We start from the raw sequence: 24,199 nt of genomic DNA, 5'->3' as shown, positions 1-24,199 counted from the left end.
CAATATCAGTGAAGGTTGGGCTGGGCGCCCTGGCCCTTTTCGTCGATCGGGTAGCCGCGCGCGAAGCGATCGAGGCGGAAGGCCTTGGCGGTTTCGTGCGGCGTGCCGTTCGCCAGAAGATGGGCGAAGCAGAAGCCGGAGGCCGGCGTTGCCTTGAAGCCGCCATAGCACCAGCCGGCATTGAGATAGAGATTATCGATATGGGTGCGATCGATGATCGGCGTACCATCCATGCTCATATCCATGATGCCGCCCCAGGAGCGCAGTACGCGAATGCGCGAGATCGACGGGATCATCGCCTTGCCGGCTTCGGCGACATGCTCGACCGTCGCCAGATTGCCGCGCTGGGCATAGGAATTATAGCCGTCGATATCGCCGCCGAACACTAGGCCGCCCTTGTCGGACTGCGAGACATAGAAATGCCCGGCGCCGAAGGTCACCACGCCATCGATGAAGGGTTTCAGCCCCTCGGAGACGAAGGCCTGCAGGACATGGCTCTCGAGCGGCAGTTTCAGGTCCGCCATTTCGGCGACGCGCGACGAATTGCCTGCGGCGGCGAGGGCCAGCTTGCCGCAGCCGATGAAGCCTCTCGATGTCTCGACGCCGGTGACTTTACCGTTCTCACGGCGGATGCCGGTCACTTCGCAGTTCTGGATGATATCGACGCCTCGGCTATCGGCGCCGCGCGCGTAGCCCCAGGCGACGGCATCATGGCGCACCGTGCCGCCGCGTCGCTGCAGCAGGCCGCCCTTGATCGGGAAGCGGGCATTGTCGTAGTCGAAAAAGGGCAGCATCGCCTGTACCGCCGCCCGATCGAGCAGTTCCGCATCGACACCGTGCAGCCGCATGGCGTTGCCGCGCCTGACATAGGCATCGCGCTGGGCATCGGAATGGAAAAGATTGAGCACGCCGCGCTGGGAGACCATGGCGTTGAAATTGAAATCCTGCTCCAACCCTTCCCACAGCTTCATCGACAATTCGTAGAATGGATTGTTGCCGGGCAGCAGGTAGTTCGAGCGGATGATCGTCGTGTTGCGGCCGACATTGCCTGAGCCGATATAGCCCTTTTCGAGCACCGCGACATTGGTGATGCCGAAACGGCTGGCGAGATAGTATGCCGTCGCAAGACCGTGGCCGCCACCGCCGACGATGACCACGTCATAATGCGGCTTGGGCTGGGGGTCGCGCCATGCCGGCGCCCAATGCTTGTTGCCCCTGAGGCCGTTGAGCAGAATGGAGAGTGCCGAATAGCGCATGGAAGTCCCGCCTTGGTTCATTCGCCATAAGGCATAGCCCGAGTCGGCGTTGGCTCATTGCGAAATTGAGCCGGAATGATATAGAAATGGGCCATGATCGGCACAGACAGCAAAAATACGCAGACATTCGGCTTCGTGCTGCTGCCGAATTTCGCGCTGATGTCCTATGCATCGGCGTCCGAGCCCCTGCGCGCCGCCAATCTGCTGGCCGGCCGCGAACTTTATCGGATCGTGCCGCTCTCGCTGGGTGGGCTTCCCGTCCGAAGCTCCGGGGGCGTGACGATCGAGTGCGAGGACATCGCTTCGCGCGGCAGTGACATGCACACCGTCTTCGTCTGCGCGGGCGGTGGGCCGACGGATTGGACAACCGGGGAAAGTCTCTACGCTCCGCTGCGGCGGCTCTCGCGTCTCGGCGTGAGAATCGGCGGCATTTCGAGCGGTACCTTCGTCCTGGCGGCGGCCGGGCTGCTCGAGAATCGGGATTTCACCATCCATTGGGAGCACGCGCCGGCTTTCCGGGAAGCCTTTCCGCAACTGCGATTGCGCCAGGCGCGGTACGTGCTCGATGGTGACCGCGTGACCTGCGGCGGCGGCGTCGCGCCGCTCGACATGATGCATGCCCTGATCTCGGAGCGCATGGGCTCGCATTTCGCACGCCGGGTCAGCGACTGGTACCTGCACACGGCGATTGCCGAGCCAACCGCCCCGCAGCGCGGCTCCGCCGCCGAGCGATTCGGCACCCACCACCCGGCGCTGCTGGCCGCGCTGGAAAAGATGGAGGCGACCGTCGAACAGCCGCTCGATCGGTCGGCGATGGCGCGTTTCGTCGGCGTCAGCCCGCGCCATCTTGACCGGCTTTTCAGCGAGCAACTGGGACGTGGCTTTCTCGATAAATATCGCGAGATACGGCTTGAGCATGGCAGGCGGTTGGTGGAGCAGAGCCCGCTGTCGATTTCGGAAATCGCGATGGCGACGGGCTTTTCAAGCCCGGGTCACTTTTCCACGGCTTACAAAACACTTTTTGCGAGAACGCCGAGCCAGGAGCGGGTCTCGCGCGACATCTCGTGAAACCTTAGAGCAGCTGCTCATATTGATCTCCGATCCGGACCACGTTGAAATCACGCGCCCTCTCGTTGAGAAGCTTAGCCGGAGTCGGGTGCTCCAGCATCCCAGCGATGGCGATTGCCAGCGCACTGGCATCGCCGACCGGCACAAGTGGTCCGAATCGACCGTCCGCTAGAATCTCGCGCGGGCCGTGTGGCGCGTCGGTCGAGACGACAGGTACGCCTGATGCCATGGCTTCGATGAGGACATTGCCGAAGCCCTCACTCAGCGAGGACAAGACCACAAGATCGGCTGCGGCATAGCAGGTCATGGGATCGGCGACATAGCCGGCAAAGAGCACGCGGTCGGCGATGCCGAGTTTCAACGCGTAGGTTTTCAATTCCGCATCCAGCGGGCCTTCGCCGAAGATTGCCAGCCGCCAATGCCGGTCGGCGCCCAGCAAGGCGCAAGCGTCGAACAGGGTCTTGTGATCCTTGACCGGAACCAACCGGCCGACCGACGCCAGGACCGGACCATCCCCCATGGCGGCAAGCTGCTCATGCCATGGATAGGAGACCGTTGTTTTGGCACGAGGCGGAAGCGGGTTGTTGATGACCACAATCCGGGACTCGGGAAACCCGCGCTCGGCAAGATCCCGGCCGATACCCTGCGATACGGCGATCGCTCTTGTTGCACGCGAAGCCACCAGTTTCGAGAGCCAGATTGCCAGACGCGCGCCGATACCACTCGATGGTAGCGACTTTGCTGCGTGGAAACTCGGGAAAAATTTTGCTCGACTGCGGGAAATCAGCAGCGCGATTGCGATGATCAGGTTGGCGAATTCGGGGGCGCTGAATACGACATCGGGCTTGAGATGACGCAGGATTTGCGCGGTGCGCCAAAGCCCCCGCAGCGTCGCCGCCTTGCCGTAGCTTTCGCCCCGAATGGTCAAGCCGAGATCGAGGAGTTTCACGCGTGGCGAAAGGAGTGCCGCATTGGGACCCTCGGCATTCCAGGTGAACAGCGTCACGTCATGCCCGCGCGCGGCAAGCTCGTTGGCCATCAGCACGAAGACACGCTCGGCGCCGCCGCCCCGAAGGCTCGCGCTGTGGAAGACGATACGCTTGGTGTTCACGCCACTATCTGTATGCGGCACTGCTCATCTGGCCCGGTTGCCTCAGATCGCGCGACATTCCGCGGATCACGGCGAGCATCATGCCCAGCATGAAGCCGGCAAACAAGCCGAGCGCGATCATCAATGTGGCCGGCGGCGGCCAGGAGCGCGAGGATGGCGGCACCGCCGTCGAGATCACGCGCACATCGGTCGTGTTGATCTGCTCGCGCTCGGTGATCTGGCGGGCGCGCGACATGAAGCTCTCGTAGATCGTCGATTTCGCCGACGCATCGCGCTCCAGTTCGCGCAGCGCGACCTGGGATTCGTTATCGCTGAAGACGTTGCCCTTGAGCGAATCCATCTGGGTGGTCAGGGCGGTGAGCGAAGCCTGGCTCTTGTCCAGCGTCGTCTTGGCGTTTTCGATTGTGCGGGTGAGCTCCACCTTGAGCTGGGAATTGGCGCCATCCAGTTCGGCCTGCAGCCGCATGATCGCCGGATAGCGCGGGCCGAAGGTCATGGACTGGGCGTCGATCTGGCGCTGCAGGTTATTGGCCTTTTCGCGAAGTGCGACGATGGTCGCCGATGCGACCGAGTCGGACAAATCGGCATTGCTGCTTGCTGCCAGCAGCGAGTCATAGGTGGATTGGGCGGCGATCACGCGCGATTGCGCCGCGATGATCTGGGTATTGAGCTGGGTCATGGTCTGCGAGCTGACGAGTTGGCCATCGCTGGCCGAGAGTTTGTGCGCGCGCTTGTAGGCCTCGACCTTCTCCTCGGCCGCCGTCGCATCCGCTTTCAACTGGCCCAGCCGCTCCTCAAGCGATTTGGCGGCGCGATTGGCGCCCTCGGCATCGGCCTTGGCAAGCTCGTTCTGGAACGCATTGACCATGGATTGCGAGATTTCGATCGCCTTGCCGGCCGATTCCGCTGAGACCAGAAGGGTGGAAACGAAAGATGTTTCGTCGGCTTTCGAATCGACCCGTTTCTGAAGATTTTCCAGCGCCGCCAGCCTGGGATCGGGCTTGGCGACTTCCTTCTTCAGGCCGAGCAGCGCAGATACGCTGAAGCGCGGCGTCGGATCGTAGAATTCCGGGTCGCTTGCGAGATCGAGTTCATCCACAACCTGCGCCAGCACGTTGCGCGATGTCAGCACGCGCAGCTTGCTGCGGGTGTTGAGCACCTGGCCATCGACCTGCCCCGGTTGCGAATAGAGATCGTTGGAGACGACCTGAAGGCTGGCGGGGTTGATCAGGATATCCGTGCCGACCGTGTAGCGCGGCGTTGCCATCATGGCATAGACCACGCCGCCGATCGCGCCGACGACCGCCAGGACCACGGCCAGCATCAGCCCCGAGCGCAGCCAGACGAACAGGCGGCGGAAATCCAGTTCGAGGAAATCGCCGATCTTCTCGATCGTCACCGTCTCCTCGGCTTCGCGCATCTCCTGTTCGCGTACTGGCCTGACCTGACTGCCGATGCGTGGACTCGCATCGTAATCGCTCCGGCTGAACGGGCGGGCCGACGGGTTCGCGCCAGACGATTTTGAGGTATCGGAAAACAGGGACATTATGGTTAAGGCCTCGTAAACTCCTTGGGAGCGTTAACTTCTTATATACCAAGCCCCGGCACTCGCTCGCAAAACAGATGTTCTTGGTTAATCTTTCTCCGTAACGACATTTGCTTTTCAATGCTTTTACATCGGCGATTCTTGATAAATCTCGAACGAAAATACAATATATTCAAAGCGCTTGCATGTGTCGTGCTAGGCACCGAAGCCGGCCACTTTTGATGGGAAACTCTAGCAGAAACCGATTCTCATTCGGCTCTTCTATGAAAACATTACGAAAATTCGGAATCCGGTTTCTATTGATGAGGGCGTAGTCAGAACAAGCGAAGCCCCCTGCCTCGATTTGATACAAAGTGCTTCTGCCGAATGTTTCACTATAAGACACTACGACTTGAAATATAGACGCTTGCTGAGCGAGCCGGACCAAATTAACCCGATTTTCCGACATTCCTTGTCCGGCCGGCAGTCTGCGCTCTATCTGGTGCGATAACCCATCGTTCCGGCCTTGGGTATCTGAGACATGCACCGGTGAGAGATGAGCTATTCGGCTGCCAGCCCTGGACGATCGGCGCCCGCGAACCGTGAGGGTTTGCAGGTCGTCTCGATGCTGCTTTTCCTGGCGGTGGCTTTCACCTTCCTGATCCGCTTCAACATCTCGCCGCAGATCATGAACAGGATCGTCAATTATACCGATGACGGCGGATCGTTCATCGAGAAGCTGCATGTCGGCACCTATGCTATGTTCCTGCTGCTGCCGCTGGCGTTTTTCGCCCGGCCGTTCACCTTGCGCGGCGAAGAGATCGGCAAGTTCAGGGTGCTTCTTCGCTTTTCCATCCTGATGGCGGCCCTGGTGCCTTATCTGTTCCTCACCGGACGCGCCGGCTCGTCCGGCTTCATTATCGATACCTATCTGGTCGCGAGTGCAGCCGGTCTGATCATGCTGACCTTCGACGATAGCGCGCGCCATGCTCTGGGCGACATCGTGCTTGGCATGCTGATATTGAGTGCGGTGATCGGCATCATGGAAGCCCTGACCCACATTCGTGTTCTGCCCTATGACCTGAACGAGTTGCAGTTCCGGCCGATCGGGCTTGCCAACCATCCGCTGGCGCTCGGTTCGCTTTGCGCCACGGCAATCGGTTTCGTGGTGCTGGCGCGCTGGCCGGTCTGGATGCGGCTTCTCGCGGTGTTCATCCTGTTCGTCGGCTGCGCCGCGTCGGGGGCGCGGTTCGCGCTTCTGCTCGGCGGTGTCGAGGTCATGGCGCTGGTGCTGTTCACGCGCTGGCAGGGGCTGACGCTACGGCGTGCATTCAAGGCCAAGCTCGTGGTGTTCATCATAACCGTGGTGCTCGCCGCGGCCCTGATCACGGCCATGTATGCCGGCGGCCTGCTGAACCGCTTCGGCGGGTCGCTGTTCGATGAGAACTTCATGGCCCGCGTGACGATCTACAGGGTGTTCGACTATGTCAGCTGGGGCGACATCATGTTCGGCATCAACGTCAAGGAGTTGCTCGAGATCGTCAACCAGAAGCTCCACCTGCCCTATATCGAAAGCGCGCCGGTGGTCATCACGCTTCTGTTCGGCCTGCCGATCGCGCTGTTCTTCGCATGGCTGCTCGTTTGGATGCTGTTCAGGATGCTGCGCGGCGCGCCTGGTGCCGTCTGGATCGGCACCATCACCTATGTGCTGACGGCGCTGTCGAACAATGCTCTGTCCTCGAAAAACCCCGAGATCGCGATTCTGCTGGTCCTGCTCGCGGCCTATGGCGGGCGCACGAGACTTCAGTCCGATGCGGCGTGATCACTCAACCGGCGCTGTCGATGACTTCGAGCCGACCAGCGCGGTTAAGCGTGTGGATGCCCATGCGTGCCCAGGCAGGGCCGGCCGCGATGGGCCGGACCGGACCAAAAACAACATCGTCGGCATCGATACGCACGAGATCCATCAGCCCCAATCCGCCGCCATAGGCGCGCGAGCCATCTTGTACCGGCAGCACGATCCTGTCGCCCTGGCGGATGAAAGCGCCGCCCGGCCGGGCAGCGGAGTGGTCGATCGCGATGGGATTGAGCGCATGCGGCACCCACGGTCCGCGCAAGGACGGGGCGGAATGGACCGCCATCGTGTCGGACGCACTGCCATGGCCGAAACGCTCGGTGCCGAACAGCCAGAAACGTCCGCCGGATTGGAGCAAGGTCGCATCGTTGAAATCGCGATCCTCCATCAGCACGGTGTCGCGTACCCATCGATCGGGAAAGTTCTCGGCGCGATAGAGCACCAGTTCGCGGGCGGCACTGCTCTCCGGCAGCATGAATATCTCACCATCCATCGCGAAGACCTGCGGATAGGAGAGATGATGGGGCTCTTCCAGCACGACGCGCGGCACACTGAGCCTGCCATCCGGGCCGAGTTCGGCGACCGAAATCGTGCCATGGCCCTTGGCATATTCGAATTCCTCGACGAAGAGAAAATGGCGGCCGCCATGTTCGATGACAAAAGGGTCGGCATAGAAGCGCTGGCCGTCATCCGGGAGCACGGTGAATGGCGCTCCATCGAGACGGCCGGTCTCGGCGATACCGGGTCCGTCGATCAGCCGATAGGCGACCTGCCAGTAGAAAGGTCGCTGTCCGAGCGCAAGCTTTCGCGCAGCACGTTGCGCGAGACCCTTGACCATATGTGGCACATAGGATTGCAGAAAGCCGACACGACGCGGTTCCGCCTTCGTGCCGTCCTCAAGGGGCGTGAGACGACCCCCAAAATAGCGGACGACGCTCTGGGCGACGAGAGACATCGCTCCCGCCAGCAGATCATTGCCAAGGCGCGAAAGCCAGAGCCGATCGCCGAGCATGGGCCGCGCGCGGCCGAAGACCGCGCCGTCGAGCCAGGTTTCCACCTGCGCCTCTCCACTTGCGAGCAGCGCGGCTATACCTTCGGCCAGGTTCCGGCGACCGCAAAACCGGATCGTCAATACATTCCCGCGTTGAGACACTTTTGGTTCGTTCGTGAGGTCAATTATCAGGTCGGCGGGCGCATCCGGTCCAAGTGGCAAAGGTTCGGCACGGCTCGCCAGGCTCTGTCCGAACCGCCGACTTTCCAGCTTCAGCACCCGATCCAGCGTGTTGGCCGCTGCCGACGCACCTTCGGCGTGCCGAACCGAGACCGTGTGACCAAGTGTTTTCAGTCGCGCCAGCAGAGCGTGTTCCCAGCGGCGCGACATCTTGGAATAACTAAAGATCAGAATATTACTCAAGTTTCTTTCAATCCAGTTCCGTGCCAGAAACGTAATGGCTTCTTCTCATTATAGTACATCCCCACTCCCATATTAATCATAACCGAGGGATTAAATGCACTCCGGCATCTAATGCTTAACACGCTACCGCCCATGGCTTAGTTAATGAGTTCATAAAGTAATTTTGCCAAGTGTCCCAAAATGAACGTTATGTCTCATTCCGATCTTCCGGCCAAGCGCAGGTTACTGATCGTGTTCGGTACCCGGCCGGAGGCGCTCAAGTGCTTTCCGGTTGCGCGCGCCGCACTTGATCATTCCGGATTTCTGACCCGGATCTGCGTCACCGGGCAGCATCGCGAATTGCTGGACCAGGTGATCCAGTTGACGAGCCTGCCGGTGCATTACGACCTCAATATCATGCAGCCGGGCCAGACGCTGTTCGACGTCACAGCCCGCGTGCTGACCGGCATGGCCGAAGTGCTCGATGAATTCAAGCCCGATATCGTGATGGTGCAGGGCGACACCACCACGGCGATGGCTGCAGCACTTGCGGCCTTCTACAAGCGCATATCCGTGGCGCATGTCGAGGCCGGGCTGCGCAGTCACAATATCAATTCGCCCTTTCCCGAGGAGTTGAACCGCAAGGTCGCCGCCAATATCGCGACCTGGCATTTCGCACCCACCGCGCTTGCCCGCGACAACCTCGTCGCTGAGGGAACGGATCCCGCCAACATATTCGTCACCGGCAACACGGTCATCGATACGCTGCTGCATTTCTCGGCGACGATCGACGCCGATGCGATGATGAATGCCGAACTGTCGTCGCGCTTTCCCTACCTCGATCCATCCAAGAAGATGATCCTGGTCACCGGCCACCGGCGGGAGAATTTCGATGGCGGCATCGACCGCATCTGTCATGCGCTCAGGGTGCTGGCCGCGCGCGGCGACGTGCAGATCATCTTTCCGGTCCATCCCAATCCCAATGTGCGTGGCGTGGTCGATGCCGAGCTCGGCAACGTTCCGAACATCCATCTCATCACGCCGCAGGAATACCTGCCCTTCGTCTATCTGATGAAGCAAAGCTACCTCGTGCTGACCGATAGCGGCGGCGTGCAGGAAGAGGTGCCGTCGCTCGGCAAGCCAGTGCTTGTCATGCGCGACAATACCGAACGCCCGGAAGGTGTCGCCGCCGGCACGGCCCGCCTCGTCGGCACCGATATCGACAAGATCCTTTCCAATGCCAATGCCCTGCTCGACGACCAGCTCGCCTATCGCGGCATGGCCGGCCGACACAATCCCTACGGGGACGGCAGGGCGAGTACCCGCATCATCGAGGAGTTGCTGCGTCATGACTAATATCCGCACCGTGTCCGTGATCGGCATGGGCTATATCGGCCTGCCGACCTGTGCCATCTTCGCCAGCCGGGGCTTCGATGTGATCGGTGTCGACGTCAACGTAGCTGTCGTCGACAAGGTCAATCACGGCCAGATCCATATCGTCGAGCCGGATCTCGACGGACTGATCCAGAAGGTGGTTGCGAACGGCAGATTGAAGGCTTTCACCAGGCCGCAGCCGGCCGATGTCTTCATCATCACCGTGCCGACGCCGATCACCGAGGACAAGAAGCCCGATATCGATTACGTCATATCAGCCGCGCGCAGCATTGCCCCGATGCTGAAGGTGGGCGACCTGGTGATGCTGGAATCGACTTCGCCCGTCGGTACGACCCGAGCGATCACCAGGTTGCTCGCCGAACTGCGCCCCGAACTCAGGTTCCCGGATACCTATGGCGAGGAGGCCGATATTCTGGTCGCCTATTCGCCCGAACGCGTGCTGCCGGGCAAGATCCTCACCGAACTGGTCAACAATGACCGCTCGATCGGCGGCCTGTCGCAAAAGTCGTCCGAGCGGGCTGCAGAACTCTATTCCAGCTTCGTCACCGGCAAATTGTTCGTCACCCAGCCGGAAATCGCCGAACTGGTCAAGCTGACGGAAAATGCATTCCGCGACGTCAATATCGCGTTTGCCAACGAGCTTGCGGCGGTATGCCAGGAATTGTCGCTGAATGTTTGGGAAGTGATCGAGCTTGCCAACCGGCATCCTCGCGTCAACATCCTGCAGCCAGGCCCGGGCGTCGGCGGCCATTGCATCGCTGTCGATCCGCATTTCATCATCGATGCGGCGCCCAACAGCACGAGGCTGATCCGCGCGGCGCGGACGATCAACAGCGAACGTCCACATGCGGTGGTCCGGGATATCGAGGCACTGCTTGACAAGCGCCGCAACCAGACCGTCGCCTGCCTGGGCCTGAGCTTCAAGCCTGACATCGACGACATGCGCGAGAGCCCGGCTGTCGAGGTCGTCAAGCTGCTGGCGGAAAAGCCGGATTTGAGTATCATCGTCGCTGAGCCCAATGCCCGCACGCTGCCGCACGAACTGGAGGGCAAGGGCGTCGTCATGATGGATGCGCTCTCGGCGATCGATTGTGCCGATATCGTCGTCCTCCTGGTCGACCACCGGCAGTTCAAGCTGATCGACGCGGAGGCGCTCAAGAGCAAGGCGCTTGTCGACACACGCGGTCTATGGACGTGGCGCAAGGCCCGTAAGCCGGATGCGCGCATGCAGGAGGAAAGGCCGGTGACGGTCACATCGATGCCGAAGATCGTGGGGCGCGTGGCGTGAACGGAAGCCAATCCGGATGGGCGCAGCATCGGCTGCTGGCGTCACGACGGCTCGAATTCATGGGCGCGCCGATGCATGCCCTGACCATGACGGAAACACTCGGCATAGCCGAGGAGGCGATGGCCTTCCGGCGGCCGCTGCTCCACACCGTCATCAATGTCGCCAAGCTGGTGAACATGGGCAAGAATCCGGAACTCTATGAGGATGTCACCGGTGCCGATGTGATCAGCGTCGATGGCATGGGCGTTCTGTGGGGTGCCCGGCTTTGCGGCGTCAAAGTGCCCGAGCGTGTGGCCGGCGTCGACATCATGATCAATCTCTTCGACCTTTGCGCAGCGCGCGGTTTTCGCCCGTATCTGTTGGGTGCGGAGCAACAGGTGCTCGACAATGTCGCCCTGCGGCTGCGCCGGGATCATCCGTCGCTGGTCGTTGCCGGGATGCACGATGGCTATTTCGATACGGCGGACGAGGATGCGATCGTCGCGGCGATCAACGCCACGGACGCCGATTGCCTGTTCGTGGCGATGCCGACGCCGCGCAAGGAGCGGTTTCTCAAACGCTACCGCGATGTGCTGGTTCCGAATTTCGTCATGGGCGTCGGCGGTAGCTTCGATGTCTATGGCGGCAAGGTGGCGCGGGCCCCGCAACTGGTGCAGGCACTCGGAGCGGAATGGCTGTTTCGCGTCGCGCAGGAACCGAGCCGGCTCTGGCCGCGCTATTATGAAACCAATATCGCCTATGCCAGCCTGCTATGGCGGGAGCTTCGCAGCCGCCCGATACGCCGATAGCTTCGTGCGTCAGCCTCTTATTCTGGCGAGCACCCTGGTGACGATCCGTGTTGTCGCCTCGCGGTGAAACCTGGCGTTCAATGCAAGGAAAACCAGACCGCCGATGGCTCCTCCCGCGAAGAGCCTGACCACGGAATGCGCGTCGCCAAGAATCCAGGTCACGAGCCACGCGGCGAGACCGGTACTGGTCGAGATGACGAGTGACAGGCCGATATCATGCCAAGGCACCGGCACCGGCGTCAGTCTTTCGCTGATGATGAAGCAGGCGATGAGCGCGGATACCGACCCGCCGGCCAGCGCCAGTGCCGCGCCAAACTCGGCCATGGTAGGGATCAGGATCATGGAGAGAGCAATCGCCGCCACCGAGCCGATGGCATTGGCGATGATCAGCAGCCATTGCCGCTTGTGCGCATGCACCACGCTGCCATAGACGAAACTGGTCAGGTTGGCGCAGAGGACGCTGAAGGCGATGACCGGGAAGAGCCGGGCGGTCTGGTCATGATAATCCGCCGGCAAAGCAAGCCCGGTGATGTCCGCACTTAGCGCGACGAGCAAGGCCGCAACGGGCAGGCAGAGCCGGAACATCAATGCCATCAGTCCGGTCAGGAATTCTCCGGCAGCGGCCGGTCCCTCGCTATCGAAGCGGCTGACCACTTCAGGGAAGCCGCCCATATTGATGGCATTGGCGACCATATCGATCGGCTGCCGCGCCAGCGCATAGGCCGCGGCGAAAATCGCCACTGCGCCGGCATCGTGATAGAGCTTGAGGATCAGCCGCTCGGCGCTGTTGAGACCAAAACCGACGAGCGCCATGATGACCAGCGGCACGCCGATCACTGCGAATTCCCTCGCCGTGAAACGCGGCGGACCAGCCACGAGATGGCCGAAAGCCATGGCGCTCGCGACCACGCCGGCGAGCAATACGCCCAGGCTCGAACCGAGCGACATGCCGAGAAACGAATTCGGGAAGACGATAATCGCCGCTATCGGCAGCGCCAATTGCAGCACCGCGCGCAGGAATTCGAGCGTGGAATAGGCGGAATGGCGCTGCTGCATCTGCAACACGGTGAGTGCGAACCGGCTCACCGCGCCCGCGACGAGATAGGCGCAGACAGCAATCGCGAATTCATTCCAGCGCTCGGGCACGACGGCCATCGCCGCGATCACCGATATTCCGAGCGCCAGCGTCGTCGTGCCGAGAAGAAGCCTGCCCGCGATCATCACGCTGCCGCGACTGATCTCGCCCTTGCCGCCAAGCCTCAGAAGCGCAATCCGCAGCCAGTTGGTGACGGCGATATCGGTCATTTCACCTGTTGTGACGACGAGCGTGAACAGGCCGTATTCCGTCTGGTCGATCAGCCGCGTGGCGATGACGAGCAGGAGCAGCGCCGAGACGCGCGTCAGCAGGATCGCCGGGGCATAGATGAGCGTCGAACGCAGTAGCAAGGGATCGTCCTTGAAGTGTCCCTTTTTGAAATAGCTTCAGACCGCCGCGATGCCTAGCGATATTTCCAAAGATCGAAGGATTCGAGTTCGTTACGGGCGCTGTAAAGCTTAACGGCAGCTTTGCTTTGCCGCACAATCGGCCCCATGATATCCAGCATATGATGACAAATGGTGTACCCTTGGCAAAACCGCTCCATGTTCTGGTCTCGATTCCGTCCGGACCCACCGGGCAAGGCGGTATCGACCGTATCATGGCATCGCTCAAGAAAGAGCTCGATCGGGAGAAGCGCGCCGATATCGATGCCCGTTTCCTGATCAGTCGCGGTTCGGGACATGTGGCACTTTCGGGCCTCTATGTGATTGGATTCTGCTTGAGGATGCTGGCTGCGCGCATTACCGGCCGCGCCGATGTCGTGCACATCAACATATCGAGCTATGGCAGCACGTATCGCAAGCTGCTGATCGCGGCATTCGCGCGGTTGCTCGGCATTCCCTACATATTGCACCTGCATGGCTCGGAATACCGGCTGTTCTGGAACAGCGACACCAGCTTTCTGAGCGGGCGGATCCGCTCGATGTTCGAGCGTGCCGCCCGCGTGGTGGTTCTCGGCCGGACATGGCGCGACTTCATCGCCGGCCGTGCACCGGGTGCGACGGAGCACATTGCAATCGTGCCGAATGCGACCGAAACACCATCGCTTGCGCATGTCGGCGGGGGGGATACCGTCCATATCCTGTTTCTCGGACGTGTCGGAGAGCGCAAGGGCGTACCGCAACTGATCGACGCATTGCATGACATGCACGATCATCCGGGCTGGCGGGCGACGATCGCCGGCGATGGTGATGTCGAGGCGTCGAAATCCAGATCGGCGGCGCTGGGTCTTGGCGATCGCATCGCATTTCCCGGTTGGGTCGGGCCTGCGACCGTCGCATCACTGATCGCTTCGGCCGACATTCTGGTCCTGCCGTCTTTCGCGGAGAACCTGCCGGTCTCGGTCATCGAAGGCATGGCCGCCGGGCTCGCCGTGGTCGCTACGCCGGTCGGTGCGGTCGAGGATATCATCAAGGACGGAGAGACCGGGCTTCTTGTCCCGCCAGGCGATGTTCCGGCTCTCACCGACGCGCTCCTGCGGCTCGTCAACGATCCGGCTTTGAGGGCGCGTCTCGGTTCGGCCGCGCAGGCAGTGCATCGCGAATGCCTGGAACTCGCGCCATTCGCGGAGACGATCTGCAACATATGGAAGGCTGCGGCCGGATAGGGGTCTCGGGGGAGACGGACGCATGAAACTCATGGACATATTGCGCGGTGCCTATGTGCGCAGCCCACGCTTTGTGCGCAATCTGCTCGCTCCAGCGGTGGCGCTGGTGCCGACCAGCTTCAAATTCGGCCGCACATATCGGCTGTGGCGCCAACGCATTTCCCGCGCAGCCGCTGATCCGCGGGTTGCCGATACGGAACATCAGGCGGTGCTGCGCGCGTTGTTGGCGAAGGCGCATGCCGGCAGCCCGTTCTATCGCGAGACGATCGACAAGACGTTCGGGCCGAAATTCGATGCAGCCGGCATCGATCTCGCCGATCTCAGGAGGCTGCCGGTGCTCGGCAAGGCAGAGCTTCGTGCAGCCGGCGATGATGCGCTTGCCGTGCCGCATTGGCAGGTCGATCCAGGCGAGACCGCCGGCTCGAATGCCGAGAAACCACTCAGTTTCTATCTCGACAAGGATCGCAGCGGCCGCGAAATGGCATTCGTTTACGACGCCTGGAGCCGCATCGGTTATGGCGAAGGCGACGCCCGTGCCTCCTTCCGTGGGTTCAGCCTGCAGGACGACGGTGCGCGCATACACGAATGGGACCCAGCGCTCCGCGAACTGCGGCTGTCGGTGTTTCCATTGACCGTAGAGGACGCCGCCACCTATCTGGACCTGATCGACGCGCGCGGCATCCAGTATTTCTACGGCTATCCCTCCGCCATCGAGCTCTTCTGTCGTCACATGCGAAGGCTCGGCCGGATACCCAGATTGCCTATCAAGGGAATCCTGCCGATTTCGGAACCGATCTTCGATCATCAGCGCGCCTTCATTCGTGACGTGCTGGGCAATCCATTCTTCGCCTGTTTCTATGGGCTCAGCGAGAAAGTGCTGTTTGCCGCCGAAGTGCCCGGCGAGGACGGCGTCTACGAATTCAATCCGCTCTATGGTCTTGCAGAGCTGGTGGATGAGAAGGGCGATCCGGTGACCGAGCCCGGACGGGAGGGGCGCCTGATCGGAACAGGGTTCCTGTCGACCGGAATGCCTTTCATCCGCTACGATACCGGCGACTTTGCCCGCCTGGTCGCGATGCCGACGCCAGCGAACGGACAGAGGCTTCGCGTCCGCCATCTCGCGCCGCGACGCAAGCCGCAATATCTGATCGCCGTGGATGGGGAACGCGTGGTGGCGACCGCGCTCACCTCGCAGGACGAGCGCTTTTTCAAGGGTATTGCCGAGTTCCAGCTGTATCAGGACGCGCCGGGCAAGGTGCTAATCCGATATATTCCCGCCCCGGACGGAAACTCCGACGATATCGCGCGGTTCGTAAATGATCTGCAGGTCCGGTCGCAAGACCGCCTATTCTACACGGCCGAACCGGTCGGCCGGATCGCAACTGGCCGGGATGGCAAACGCGCTTTCATCGATCAGCGGCTGGACATGACACGCTACTGATCGCCGCCCTGCAGTCCCAGCGTCTTCAGCAAACCTCGATCCGGCACGGCCGGGCCCCTGGGCTCGATCACCGACATGCCATGCGGATTGGAATATTCCCAGATCGACCATGGAATCCGGAACCGCTCCGCCTCCCGCCGGACCGCCCCGATATAGCGCAGCCGGTCGGTATTATTGGCGCCGGAGCGTCCGTCAGCGGACATCAGCATGGCACCGAATTCGCCCATGAACAGACGCTCCGTGGGAATGTCATGTTTTTTTGCCCAGGCGACCGCCTCGCCCATCCGCGCCTGCAATTGTGGCAGACCCCAGTTCTCGATGAAATATTTTTCGATATCGCCGCTGATCAAGGCCATGTTCAGCACCTGCTGGGCTTCATCCAGGCCGGCCGTCGTCATGCGGAACGTGAGCTGGGCAACCACGGCCTCGGGCGCGCCCCGGGCCGCCGGCCAAGGCAGGCCGGAACTGAAGCCCTTGGGATCATCAAGCCGCTGATGCGTGAAGCTATGAGGCTCATACATGTGGAAGCTGTAATAGATATTCGGATCGTCGAACGCCGGATCGATATCGGTGAGGCCCGTGATGCTGCCGCCGCAGCCCCCGGTGACGACGATCGGTAGGTCGCGGCTCACGGAACGGATATCGGCTACCGTGCCCGATATGATCCTCTGCCAATCGTCGGTGCCGCTCGCATCGCAGGGATAGTGAGCCGGCTCATTATATGGTTCGAGCGCCACCCTGCCGGTGCTGGTATTCGCCAGCATCGCGGCCACATCCTTCACCATGGCGCGATATTGGGCGATGCCTTCGCTATCGGCAGGGCCATTGACCAGATCGATGCCATAGGCCGGCACTTGACTTACACTATGAAGATCCAGCACCACTTTGAGATCGGCGGCCGTGACGTGTTTTATGGCCCGCTCCAGAACCTTGAGCGCCTGCTTGCGGCGCTTCCCTTTGCTGGCGAGCAGCGGGCCCGGATCGACGCTCAGACGGATGAAATCGAAACCCATGGAGCGAATACGCGCAAATTGATCGCCGGGTGGCCAATCCCGAAGCGGGCGACCGCCTGAAAGCCACGCCTCCACCGGGCGATAGGGCGGCCAGCGATAGGTCCCGTCGTCAGCGAGCGGCGACCAGTTGAGCCATTCGTGAACGCCGACGCCGCGCGAAAGCTTGAGCGCAGCCGCTTCACCCGACGCGGCCATGGCAAGCAGCACGGCACACGCGCAAAGCAGTCTCTTCATCGCCGTTCTCCCATTGGCCGTCTGCCCGTTAACCGCAGTAACGAAAAATCCGGCCAGAGTTCAACGGTTTTACGCCGGCATAGTATAACAGGAATGAAATTCCGGCGGGACCGCGATGAAACTAGGGTGGTACATAGCGCGCTTGCGCAGCATGGGGCCGGCGGAACTGCTGCACCGGCTCGATGAGAAGCGCCGCAAGATCGTCTCGCGCGGACGGGATGAAGGCTGGGAACGCTATCCCGCTTCCGCACTGCGCCCCGTCTTTCCAGGTCTCCGCGCGGTCGTGAACGCAGCGAGGCCGGCGGCACGGGCCGCGATTGCCGACGCTGCCGTGAAAACATTGGCGGGACACTTCGCCGCCCTTGGTCAGGAATGGCCGAAACGCGATCCCGCGAACCTGTTTCCACCTGATCTATGGCGGCTGGACCCGGTCACAGGGCGATTCTGGCCCGGACCCGAGACCTATGCCTTCGACATCGACTTTCGCCACGATGGCAGTCTCGGCGACGTGAAATATGTCTGGGAGATCAACAGGCTGCAATTTCTGCCGCCGCTCGCCGCGCACCTGCTGCTGGAGGGCGATGACCGCAGCCGCATCGCAATCGAGGCGGCGATCGACAGTTGGCACGGCGCCAATCCACCCTTCCGTGCCGCCGGCTGGGCGTCCGGCATCGAAGTGGCACTCCGGGCGATCAGCCTGATGGTCATGCTCGATCTCGTGGCCGATCGTCTGAATGAGAAGACAATTCAACAAGCGGGCGAAATCCTCGCGGCGAGCGCCCATTGGCTGCCGCGCTTTCCATCGCTGCATTCCTCGGCCAACAATCACCGGGTCGCGGAACTCGCTGGGGAATATCTCCTGGGTGTTGCGTTAGGAACCGATGGCCGCTCTGCCAGAGACGACCTTGTCGCGGAAGTGCGGAAACAGATTCTTGCCGATGGCTCGGGTGCCGAGCAGAGCCCCACCTATGCCGCCTTCACAGCCGAAATGATTCTTCTCTCGGCTCTCGCGGCACGAATGGCGGATGAACCGTTCCCGCTGGCGGCTTATGAGCGCCTCTCTGCCTTTGCCGATTTCGTCGACTGGCTCGGCCCGGAAACCGGCTTCGGCGACGATGACGAGGGGCGCGTGCTCACATCAGGCAACGAGCCGCACTATGCCCAATCCGTTGGCTCGGCCATTCGCGGCTTTCTCAGACAACCGCGAAACCCTGCGGTTCCAGACGATTTTCGTTCCTTGTTCTTCGGATGGCCTTCAGCACCCGCCGACCCGCCGCGTGGCCTGAAAACCTTTGCCGAGGGTGGGCTTTCCGTCTGGCACGGAGAGATTGGGGGGCAACAGATCGACCTGACCTTCGATCATGGACCGCTCGGCTATCTCTCGATCGCAGCACACGGCCATGCCGATGCGCTTTCGCTGACGCTCACTATCGATGGACGGCCGGTGCTGGTCGATCCCGGCACCTATCTCTATGGCTCCGGCGGTATCTGGCGCGACTGGTTCCGCTCCACACCGGCGCACAACACGCTGAATATTGCGGGCGAAAGCCAGAGTATCATGTCGGGCAAATTCAATTGGTCGCACAAGGCCACCACGACACTTGTCGCGAGCGACCCGCCCCCGAATTGGAATCTTCGTGGCAGGCATGACGGCTATCAGCGCCGCTTCGGCGTGGTGCATGAGCGCATGGTTACGCTTGGTGCTGAAAGCATCGACGTGACCGATCGGCTGCTGGGTGGCACACAAGTGTGCGAAATCGTGTTCCAGCTTGCCCCGGAACTGGCCACCCGTCACGAGGGTGCCGTGGTGACGATATATGACGATGACCGGCCCTTGCTGAAAATCGTACTCCCCAGCGATGAAATAACGATCTCGCGCGGCGGCAGTGGCCCGGAAGTTGGTTGGATTTCGCCACGGTTCGGCATCAAAATTCCGGCTAATCGTGTGGTTTGGCACGGCAATGTCGGTAAAGAGGGCGTGATCACCCGGTTCTTGCCTACAGAGCGGATGGAATAGCCTCGAAATCCTCCTCAAGCAGCCGATGCTGCGCCGCAACATTCCGTCTTCCGGCGTTAAACACGTTTTGATATTCAGCAACTTCCGCCGCTACCCATCCGATATAAATGGCGTGGGGCATGTCGATATCCGTTGCGCTTGGTTCGAGCGCGAGAGACACAATTGAAGATCACCTGAGGCCGCGATGCGCGACCGGGGAGCCAGAGTACCATGCTTGCCGAATTCGTGACCGCCGTGTCGCATAAAATCGCGAATGTCGACCTGATGACGCCGGGCGTCATCCTGCTGACGGCCTTCGTATGCGCGGTGATCGCCTATTGGCGCGCGGTTGAGCACAAGTCGCTGGCCGACTTCTTCGAATTCGCGCTGCCGAAGGAGGTGATCATGCATCCCTCGGCGCGCGCCGACCTGCTGTTCTGGATCGCCAAAAGGCTGATTATGCCCTTCCTGCTCATTCCGGCGGGCATCACCTTCATCGCCGCCGTCGGCTATGTTACAAACCAGTCGATAAGCTGGGTGTTCGGCCTGACCGGACCGTTGCTGGGCGGACCCGCCGGCCCGGTGACGATCGTCCTGTTCACCGCCTCAATGCTGCTCGCCTATGATCTTTCCTATTATCTCTATCACTACGCACAGCATCGCTTCCCCTTCCTCTGGGAACTGCACAAGGTCCATCATTCGGCCGAGGTGCTTGTCGGGATCACCAAGGACCGGGTGCATCCGCTCGACGACCTGATGAACCGTGCATGGGATGGCGTCATTGTCGGCCTGTGCTTCGGGCTGTGGAGCCTGGTCGCGCTTGATCTGGTGGAAATCACCCTCTTCGGCGTCAATGTCTATGTCGTACGAAATCTCCTGATGATGGATTTCGTTCGTCATACCCATTACAAGATCTCGTTCGGCCCGCTCAATCACCTCATCATCTGCCCGCACTGGCACCAGTTGCATCACAGCGTCGATCCGCGCCACTACGACAAGAATTTCGGACTTCTGTTTGCATTCTGGGACCGGCTTTTCGGGACGCTGTGCGTGCCGCGTCCGGACGAGGATTTCAAGTTCGGCCTCACGGACCATGATGTTCGCAGCTACCAGTCGCTGTTCGGCCTCTATGTCATGCCGCTCATGAGGATGTGGGGTCATGTGGCCAAGCTGTTCGGCAAGCGGCAAGACGAGGTTGTCCAGACAGAAAACGGCGGCCAGCCATGAACCACGCCTTGCCGATCGGCACAGCGGGCGCCGAGCAGTTGGAGATCGTCCGGACATCCGAACGGCTAAGAGAAATCGGGCCGGCCTGGACCGAGCTCTGGACGAACGTCGATGGCTTGATTTTCCAGAGCCATGACTGGATATCGGCATGGTGGGAGACCGCGTCCGTCCAGGCGCCGCGCAGCCTTAGGATCGGCCTCGTATGGAATGGCGACCGGCTCGCCGCCGTCGTGCCGCTGGCGATCGGCCGCCGCAAGGGCCTGCGCTTCCTGGAATGGGCGGCCGTCAGCGTATCGGACTATGGCGGCATCCTCATGGCGCCGGATTGCCGGCCTGCTGCGCTGTTACGAATCTGGTCGCGGCTGTCGGCGTCCGGCGGCTTCGATCTCGCCTTCCTCAATCGCATGCGGCCGCATATCAATGCGCTCGGCCTGTTTGCATCGGATATACGGGGCGGCATCAGGCTTCGGCCCAATCACCGCACAGAGGTCAGCCATCGCATTAGTGGCACCTGGCCCAACGGCGCGGCATGGTATGATGGCCTGTCGAAGAAGACGCGGAAGAACTACCGACATGGCTGCAACACGCTCGAGAAGTCCGGCAAACTGCAATTCCGTCTTCTCGCGCCGGACGAGGCGGTGGAGCCGGTGCTCGACCGGATTGCTGATCTCAAGCGCAAGTGGCTGGTCGAGCGCGATCGCCGGTCCTCTTTGTTCGACCAGGAGAAGCTGACACTCCATAATCTTGTCGCAGCGCTGGCGCGCCGGGGTGTGCTGCGTCTTTTCGTGCTGGAATGCGACGGCGTCGTGATCGCCGCCTCGGTGAACTTCGTCCAGAAGGGCACGTTGATGTGCTGGGTAACGACCTATGACCCTGATTTCGGCGCGGCGTCGCCGGGCACGATCCTGATCATGGATTACACCCGCTGGTCTTTCGACAATGGATTGAAGACGGTGGATTTCCTCTGCGGCGGCGAGGCTTTCAAGGAACGTTTCGCAACCGAATCCGTGACGCTCAATTCGGTCATCGGGACGCGTACGCTGCGGGGGATGCTGGCGGAACGGATGGACCGCATCAGGCGCGCCCTCCGCAGGGATGGTATCCGGTCAAACGCGGAAAGCCTCCCGGAGGAGGCTTGACGAGGCTTCGGTCAGCCGGGACATCAGGAGATCAAGGAATGGGTGACATTCCATGGGCAATCCTCGACAGTAGTACCCTTTGCGCCGGCAGATAACAGATCCGTGCAGGGAACGATTGCCTGGCAGCGCTGTTCTACCTCTTCCCAATCAAGGAGGATCTCCCCATGCCCCGTGGAGACAAATCCAAATATATCGACACGCAGGAACGCGGCTCGCCGGCCTAACCCAACAAGCCAGGGAGGCCATCATGCGCGATTATGTTTCCGTCCGCCGGCGGATGATCGAAACCCATCTTCGACGTCGCGGCATCAAGGATGAGGCAGTGCTGCGCGCCATGCAGGAAGTGCCGCGCGAATTCTTCGTCGAACCCGGATTCGAGGAATTCGCTTATGAGGATTCTCCGCTTCCGATCAAGGAAAGCCAGACCATTTCCCAGCCCTATATCGTGGCCCTCATGCTTGAGCAGGCCGGCATTTTGCCTGCAGACACAGTTTTGGAAGTGGGAACGGGTTCGGGATACGCCGCCGCCGTGATCAGCCGCATTGCCGATCAGGTCTTTACCATCGAGCGCCACGACAGCCTCGCCAAGCGAGCCAAACAGCGCTTCGAGGAACTCGGATACGACAACATCCAGGTGAGGACTGGCGATGGCACGCTTGGATGGGCAACGGCTGGTCCCTTCAACGCCATCCTTGTCGCCGCGGCAGGTGCCGAAATTCCGGTCGCGCTGACCGATCAACTCGACGTCAGCGGGCGGCTGATCCTGCCGGTCGGCGACGCAAGCGGCCAGCGCCTCATCAAGATCACCCGCTCGAGCGCCACGACGTTCCAGGAAGAGGACTTGGGCGCGGTCATTTTCGTTCCGCTGGTGGGAGGAGATAAGAGATCAATAATGCTTCAGGCAAGGCGGTTGCGATCGACAAGACACTGACATTGCCGAAGCTCATAGCTTCCCGGGCGGAAGCTTTGCCTGAGCTGGACGATCCGGGTTTCGCGGCCGCCTTCGATCGCTTTGCCGACAGGCGCATCATCCTGTTGGGCGAAGCCTCCCACGGCACGTCGGAATTCTATCGCGCACGCGATGCCATTACCCGCCGGCTGATCGAGCGACACGGCTTCAACATCGTCGGTCCGGATCGACATCATAGGGAACATCTGCGGAAATCGGCGATTGGTCTCCGAAGGAGACCGCTCATGGTCCGCAAGCTGAAATCCGGCGAGTATCGCCTCTATTTTCGAAAGGTCGATCCAAAGACTCACGTGGCTTCTGCCCGGAATGCGGCTCGCCGCTCTTCCTGCAATATGACGACGACGACCTTATCAGGCTGACGGCCGGCTCGCTGGATCATCCGGAACGGAGAACGCCCGCTGGACATTATGGCTCCGAAAGCAGGCTTGCCTGGGCAGATGTCGGTCCCGGGCTTCCGGAGGAAGAAACCCGAGAGAAATTCTGACAAAACACTTCTTCCATTATAAGGGTTGAATAGCCGGAGCACGATGATGACCCGATTGAAGAAAATGGCGATCATCGCTTCTGCGATCGTGGTGGTGATCCTGATCCTTGCAGTTCTCCAGCACGAGGTTTGAAGTGAGCCGATTTTGGCCGGAGAGTCGATCAGCTCTGGCCCTGTTCGCGGGGCTCGCAATCCTGTCGAGTGAGGACAAGCTCCTTGCTGGGGGATCCGGTGCTGCCTTCGTGATCTTCGCGATCCTGCTTGTGGCGATCGTGACGGTCTCGGTTCGCGTGGCGCGTCACGCCGAGGCGCTGGCGCAGAGAATCGGCGACCCCTACGGTACGATGATCCTAACCTTGTCCGCGGTCCTCATCGAGGTCGTCATACTGGCGATCATCATGAGTTCCGAGAACTCGCCAACCCTTGTTCGCGATACGATTTATGCTGCGGTCATGCTCGATATCAACGGCATCATCGGGCTTTCAGCACTCATCGGCGGCCTGAAGCATGGCGAACAACCCTACAATGACGATTCGGGGCGCACTTACAGCGTCATGATCATGACGGCGATGGGCCTATCGATGATCGTGCCCGAGTTTGTGCCGCAGGCCAGATTGCACCTCTATTCGATCTTCACGATCTTTGCGATGCTGACCCTGTATGCCCTCTTCGTGCGCATGCAGGTCGGGCGCCATTCCGGCTTCTTCCGATATAGCTACGCCTTGGCCAAACAACAGGCTGACAGTGACGGAAAGAGGCGGCCGCCACCGTTTGTCTTTTCGATCGCAATGATCGTCGTCGGCATCGCGATTATCGGCTTCCTTGCGGAGGTGATGTCTACGTTTCTAAATGCCGGCATTCGGGCGACCGGGATTTCCCCAGCCCTCGTTGCCATTGTTGTCGCGGCGATCTCGGCGGCGCCGGAAATTCTGACGGCTCTCAGGGCAGCTTTGAAAAACCGCATGCAGGCCGTCATCAACATTGCGATGGGCGCTTCGCTTTCCACTGTCATCCTGACTGTGCCGGCGATGGAGGCGCTGGCGATGTACACCGGCCAACCTCTCCTAATGGCGATGACGCCGCTGCAGACCGTGATGGTGGCGCTTACGCTCATCGTCGCGGCGATAAATCTCAACGATGGAGAAACAAACGCCATCGAAGGGATGACCCATTTCGTGCTCTTCGGCGCGTTCATCATACTCACGATCTTGGCGACATAGTTCGGAAGGTTCCTGACAGCCAAGTCTGCACTTGTGGTTTTCCTGGCTCCCACACCCTTCCATCCAAGATACAAGCTGTTGGCACCAGCGC

The 24,199-nt window shown here is 60.9% G+C and carries 17 protein-coding genes and 2 pseudogenes; 13 read left to right on the top strand and 6 right to left on the bottom strand.

The features are described from left to right. Positions 1–5: 5 nt before the first annotated feature. A complete protein-coding gene (locus tag IHQ71_RS26210; RefSeq protein ID WP_258159328.1) occupies positions 6–1,256 on the bottom strand; it encodes a sarcosine oxidase subunit beta family protein in 1,251 nt (416 codons plus the stop codon). Positions 1,257–1,349: 93 nt separating this feature from the next. Here IHQ71_RS26210 and IHQ71_RS26205 point away from each other — a divergent pair, with 93 nt between their 5' ends. Continuing rightward, the gene (locus tag IHQ71_RS26205; protein WP_258159327.1) at positions 1,350–2,324 is read left to right on the top strand and encodes a GlxA family transcriptional regulator; all 975 of its coding nucleotides are present in this window, start codon (positions 1,350–1,352) and stop codon (positions 2,322–2,324) included. A 4-nt stretch (positions 2,325–2,328) separates the two neighbouring features. Here the strand turns inward: IHQ71_RS26205 and IHQ71_RS26200 are convergent, their stop codons facing one another. Further along, positions 2,329–3,435 (bottom strand): glycosyltransferase, encoded by a 1,107-nt coding sequence (locus IHQ71_RS26200; protein WP_258159326.1) that lies wholly within the window; start codon positions 3,433–3,435, stop codon positions 2,329–2,331. A gap of 4 nt (positions 3,436–3,439) precedes the next feature. Next, positions 3,440–4,855 carry a GumC family protein gene (locus IHQ71_RS26195; RefSeq protein ID WP_258159325.1) on the bottom strand — a complete coding sequence of 472 codons (1,416 nt, stop codon included), beginning with the start codon at positions 4,853–4,855 and terminating at the stop codon, positions 3,440–3,442. 730 nt (positions 4,856–5,585) lie between these two features. Between IHQ71_RS26195 and IHQ71_RS26190 the strand changes: the two genes are divergently transcribed. Further along, entirely contained in the window at positions 5,586–6,782 is a 1,197-nt protein-coding gene (locus IHQ71_RS26190) for a VpsF family polysaccharide biosynthesis protein (protein ID WP_258159324.1), read from the top strand. Positions 6,783–6,786: 4 nt separating this feature from the next. Here IHQ71_RS26190 and IHQ71_RS26185 read toward each other — a convergent pair whose 3' ends face one another. Beyond that, positions 6,787–8,229 (bottom strand): hypothetical protein, encoded by a 1,443-nt coding sequence (locus IHQ71_RS26185; protein WP_258159323.1) that lies wholly within the window; start codon positions 8,227–8,229, stop codon positions 6,787–6,789. 180 nt (positions 8,230–8,409) lie between these two features. On the opposite strand from IHQ71_RS26185, the gene wecB reads away from it, so the two are divergent. From wecB to IHQ71_RS26170, 3 genes are read left to right on the top strand one after another with little or no spacing between them, the layout of a single operon-like run. After that, the gene (gene wecB / locus IHQ71_RS26180) at positions 8,410–9,564 is read left to right on the top strand and encodes a non-hydrolyzing UDP-N-acetylglucosamine 2-epimerase (protein ID WP_258159322.1); all 1,155 of its coding nucleotides are present in this window, start codon (positions 8,410–8,412) and stop codon (positions 9,562–9,564) included. After that, the gene (gene wecC / locus IHQ71_RS26175) at positions 9,557–10,891 is read left to right on the top strand and encodes a UDP-N-acetyl-D-mannosamine dehydrogenase (protein WP_258159321.1); all 1,335 of its coding nucleotides are present in this window, start codon (positions 9,557–9,559) and stop codon (positions 10,889–10,891) included. The genes wecB and wecC overlap by 8 nt, the downstream gene beginning before the upstream one ends. After that, positions 10,888–11,679: a WecB/TagA/CpsF family glycosyltransferase gene (locus IHQ71_RS26170; protein ID WP_258159320.1), complete on the top strand. Its 792-nt coding sequence runs from the start codon at positions 10,888–10,890 to the stop codon at positions 11,677–11,679. The genes wecC and IHQ71_RS26170 overlap by 4 nt, the downstream gene beginning before the upstream one ends. A gap of 9 nt (positions 11,680–11,688) precedes the next feature. On the opposite strand, the gene IHQ71_RS26165 is transcribed toward IHQ71_RS26170, so the two are convergent. Further along, a complete protein-coding gene (locus tag IHQ71_RS26165) occupies positions 11,689–13,125 on the bottom strand; it encodes a lipopolysaccharide biosynthesis protein (protein ID WP_258159319.1) in 1,437 nt (478 codons plus the stop codon). 179 nt (positions 13,126–13,304) lie between these two features. Between IHQ71_RS26165 and IHQ71_RS26160 the strand changes: the two genes are divergently transcribed. Continuing rightward, positions 13,305–14,384 carry a glycosyltransferase family 4 protein gene (locus IHQ71_RS26160; RefSeq protein WP_258159318.1) on the top strand — a complete coding sequence of 360 codons (1,080 nt, stop codon included), beginning with the start codon at positions 13,305–13,307 and terminating at the stop codon, positions 14,382–14,384. A gap of 22 nt (positions 14,385–14,406) precedes the next feature. Further along, a complete protein-coding gene (locus IHQ71_RS26155) occupies positions 14,407–15,825 on the top strand; it encodes a hypothetical protein (RefSeq protein WP_258159317.1) in 1,419 nt (472 codons plus the stop codon). On the opposite strand, the gene IHQ71_RS26150 is transcribed toward IHQ71_RS26155, so the two are convergent. After that, a complete protein-coding gene (locus IHQ71_RS26150) occupies positions 15,819–17,072 on the bottom strand; it encodes a glycoside hydrolase family 5 protein (protein ID WP_258159316.1) in 1,254 nt (417 codons plus the stop codon). The genes IHQ71_RS26155 and IHQ71_RS26150 overlap by 7 nt on opposite strands. Positions 17,073–17,187: 115 nt before the next feature. On the opposite strand from IHQ71_RS26150, the gene IHQ71_RS26145 reads away from it, so the two are divergent. From IHQ71_RS26145 to IHQ71_RS26115, 6 genes and pseudogenes are all read left to right on the top strand, one after another. Continuing rightward, complete coding sequence (locus IHQ71_RS26145; RefSeq protein WP_258159315.1) at positions 17,188–19,089, top strand: heparinase II/III-family protein; 1,902 nt, start codon at positions 17,188–17,190, stop codon at positions 19,087–19,089. Positions 19,090–19,299: 210 nt separating this feature from the next. Next, the gene (locus IHQ71_RS26140; protein ID WP_258159314.1) at positions 19,300–20,295 is read left to right on the top strand and encodes a sterol desaturase family protein; all 996 of its coding nucleotides are present in this window, start codon (positions 19,300–19,302) and stop codon (positions 20,293–20,295) included. Beyond that, a complete protein-coding gene (locus IHQ71_RS26135) occupies positions 20,292–21,434 on the top strand; it encodes a GNAT family N-acetyltransferase (RefSeq protein WP_258159313.1) in 1,143 nt (380 codons plus the stop codon). The genes IHQ71_RS26140 and IHQ71_RS26135 overlap by 4 nt, the downstream gene beginning before the upstream one ends. A gap of 247 nt (positions 21,435–21,681) precedes the next feature. Then, positions 21,682–22,562: pseudogene (locus tag IHQ71_RS26130) on the top strand (protein-L-isoaspartate(D-aspartate) O-methyltransferase); the annotation flags it as partial. 128 nt (positions 22,563–22,690) lie between these two features. Beyond that, positions 22,691–22,888: pseudogene (locus IHQ71_RS26120) on the top strand (GFA family protein); the annotation flags it as partial. Between the two features lie 167 nt (positions 22,889–23,055). Beyond that, positions 23,056–24,108 carry a calcium:proton antiporter gene (locus tag IHQ71_RS26115; protein ID WP_374990058.1) on the top strand — a complete coding sequence of 351 codons (1,053 nt, stop codon included), beginning with the start codon at positions 23,056–23,058 and terminating at the stop codon, positions 24,106–24,108. The last annotated feature ends 91 nt before the right edge of the window (positions 24,109–24,199 follow it).

This window comes from Rhizobium sp. TH2 (assembly GCF_024707525.1).
GTDB lineage: Bacteria > Pseudomonadota > Alphaproteobacteria > Rhizobiales > Rhizobiaceae > Rhizobium_E.
Note: the sequence above shows the minus strand (reverse complement) of the source record. Positions and strands in the feature narration are given on the sequence as shown.